The organism is Vasconcelosia minhoensis LEGE 07310 (genome assembly GCF_015207255.1).
GTDB classification, from domain to species: domain Bacteria; phylum Cyanobacteriota; class Cyanobacteriia; order Phormidesmidales; family Phormidesmidaceae; genus Vasconcelosia; species Vasconcelosia minhoensis.
Genome location: NZ_JADEXG010000134.1, coordinates 1 through 3,147 on the forward strand (window position 1 = coordinate 1; position 3,147 = coordinate 3,147).

Genomic DNA, 3,147 nt, shown 5'->3' on the forward strand with positions numbered 1-3,147 from the left:
CTGTCCCACCGTCGTAGATGTAGCCGTAGGAGCTATTTTGGTAGAGGTCGTGGATGACGTCTTGCCCGTCACCGCGCTCAAACCGATAGGTGTCATTGCCCGCCCCGCCATAGAGTGTGTCGTTGCCAGTCCCGCCCACCAGGATGTCATTGCCTAAACCAGCGTTGAGGATGTCGTTGCCACTAAATCCATAGAGTCTGTCTGCGCCTGTAGAGCCAACTAACTGCTCGGATGACTCACTTCCAAGTATCCACTCCTCTCGTCCGCCGATAAACTGTTTAAGTACAGAGATTTCGAGGTTGAGTTGCGCTGAGGGAGAAGATACAGCCTGTTCTAGAGCCTTCTCTAATTGCAAGACTGCTGCATCAGTATTGCCATCAAAAGTCAACTGATCAGAAAGCTGATTATACGAAACAGGCACGTCAGCTACCTGTGCTATCAGCCGTGCCGACAGCGAAGAGGAAAGCTGAGCGTAGGTTTGGGAAAAGGTTTGTCCGGCGGCTGAGTTGATAGTCAGATTTTGGGGGAAACTGCGACTCACGAACTGCTCTAGGAATCCTAGTTCTTGAGCATTGACGTTACTGCCGCGACTGGCAGGATCTATACCATCCACGCCTGCCCAGCGGAATAAAATCGATTGAATTGACTCAATGGCGCTAGCACTATTCTGGGAGATTTGCTCGGTGAAGGTGCGTACCAGCGTCAGAAGCTGCCCGTCTTTTGCCATTGCAACTTGTAAATTTGGTAGGTTGCCGTAGCCGCGCAGATTGGGTAGGTTTAGGATTTCTTCAGTAAAGATTACCGGTTCGTTGAAAGTGGAGCGATGATCATAGTAGGAATTGAGTTGGCTGACCGATAGCCAGGCTTCTACCATTTCTTGCTCGGTGCCATCGGCTAATTCAAAGGAAGTTGTGCCGACAATTTGATTGCCTGCGTTGATAACGTTGGTGCTGGTAGGAACAGCGCTGATGCGAGCAATGCCAAGTTCTTCTAGCGTATAGAGTTCGTTGACATCGGATCGCCCATCCTGGTCCAGGTCTCGCCACACTTGTAGCTTGGAAAAGTTAGCATCGGCAGCATCAATAAAGCCGTTGGTATCGTCGTCAATCGCCTGGAGTTCAACAAAGCCGCTAGTCGTCGGGTTACCAAATAGTTCCGAAATGTCGTTGATAAAGCCGTCGCCATTGCGATCTAATACCAGCAGCCCGTCGTCTGACTGCACCCAGCCCGTCCTTTCGCGGAAGCCATCGCCATCGATGTCAAAGTAGGTCGTCGAAGTTTCTAGGGCTGTTAGCTCGATCCCATCGCCGTCGAGGTCGAGAATTAGCGGGTCTACGCGCGGTGGTCTTGCGTGGCCTACCCCTGCGTCAAACCCATTGCTTGCGTCATTGGCATAGGGTGGTGGTGTTGCTGCTTTTGCAGAGTTTGCTATTGTACTTCCTGCCCAAAAACCAGCAATACCAAAAGCTGGAGGAGCTCCTAAAAATGTTCCAGCCCCAAAAAGGAAAACACCTGCTCCAGTGGCCATGCTTCCAACTACCGGATTTTGTGAAGCATAATTACTACCAAAACCAGCAGCAGCTCCTCCAGCTGCCGAAAGTACTGCACCCACTGTAAGTACAACAATGGTACCTTCAGGATCTATGTAGCTAAGCGGGTCGTTGTTTACATACCGATAAAAGTTAGTGTCTCTTCCTTGCAAACCAATCGGGTCGCTAGCTACAAACCTTCCCGTGTCACTGTCATAAAACCTAGCCCGCATGAAGTCCAAACCGTTGGCTTCTTCGGTAACGCCCCACTGTCCGACGAACTCAAAAGAGTTATCAATGGTTTCTATCTCATAAAAATCTTCACCAAACGGACGATAGCTGTAGCTGTTAAGGTTCGTTCCGGCTGTACCGGTTAAGCCTGCTGTCGAACCCGTGCCGTCAAAATCATAAAAAGCCGTATCGCTGCTGGCATCAGTACGGCTCACTAAGCCTATGCCATGGCTGTATCGGGCAACTAGGTTACCGCTATCGTCATATTCAGCAAGCACGTCTCCATAACCAAAGGGATCGATTAGATATTCCGTGCGCTGACCGTTGTAGACCGTGGCCGTGCGGTTGCCAAAAGCATCGTATTCGTACCGGGTAACGTTGCTATCTGAATCGACCACTTCAACCAAGCGATTGCTGTCGTTGTAGCTATAGGCCCAGGTTTGGTCGCCTTGAATTTTAGCAACTAAATTTCCATCCAGGTCATAGCTATAGGTTGTTGTCCCGGCGCTTTCGTACTGATTGAGGTTATTGGCGCTGTAATTTTCTGCGACTCCATTGACTATGGACTGAATGCGATTGCCCGCAGCATCGTAAACATAGGTCAAATCTTGACTGGGAATGTCAGGATTGGTTGAAGCAAACACCGCACCGGTCAGCTGCCCCGCCAAATCGTAGGTATAACTCCAGGTTCCATCTAGAGTCGCTACTGCGGTACGTCTGCCCAAACTGTCGTAGGTATAATCGAAGCGAGAGTTGACCGTATCATCAGCCCTGGAGTTGACCAAGCTAGTCAGCTGTCCTGCAAGGTCATAACTATAGGCCGTATAAGTCCCGTTACCGTTGGTTTCCTTTGCTAATCTTCCCGTAGCGCTGTGGTAGTCATAGTCAACAATTAGCTTGCCACCACCGTCGGTCAGTTGATCCAACCTGCCCAGGCGATCGTAGCTGTAGTTAGTCGTGTAAGTGTTTGAACCATCTTGAATGGAAATTTGAGTTTTTCTGCCTAGCTGATCAAAACTATAAGTATGTACAAGCCCGATAGAATTTTTAATAGCAATTCTATCTTTGGCTTGATAGTAATCGATTCTGGTAATCTTGCCGCTCCTATCATCATGAATAGAAGTAAGCACCCCGCTATTTTTTCCATATTCATATGTGACAGTAGATCCATCGCTATCAGTTTCCTTGGTGATTTGATACTGGTCATTATACTCGTAGGCAATCTCCTGACCGCGACGATTGACAGACTTCGTCAACAAGCCATTGGCATCATAGAGATATTTGTTTTGAGTTCCATCTTCATAGGTAATGCTAGTGAGATTGCCGCGACTGTCATAGCCGTAGAGAATATCGTTGCCGCGAGCATCTGTAAAACCGCTCAGGTTAT

1 protein-coding gene is annotated in these 3,147 nt (G+C 48.8%); it reads right to left on the reverse strand.

The features are described 5' to 3' along the window. On the reverse strand, positions 1 to 3,147 hold a 3,147-nt coding region (locus IQ241_RS25035; RefSeq protein ID WP_322743798.1), incomplete at both ends, for an RHS repeat-associated core domain-containing protein.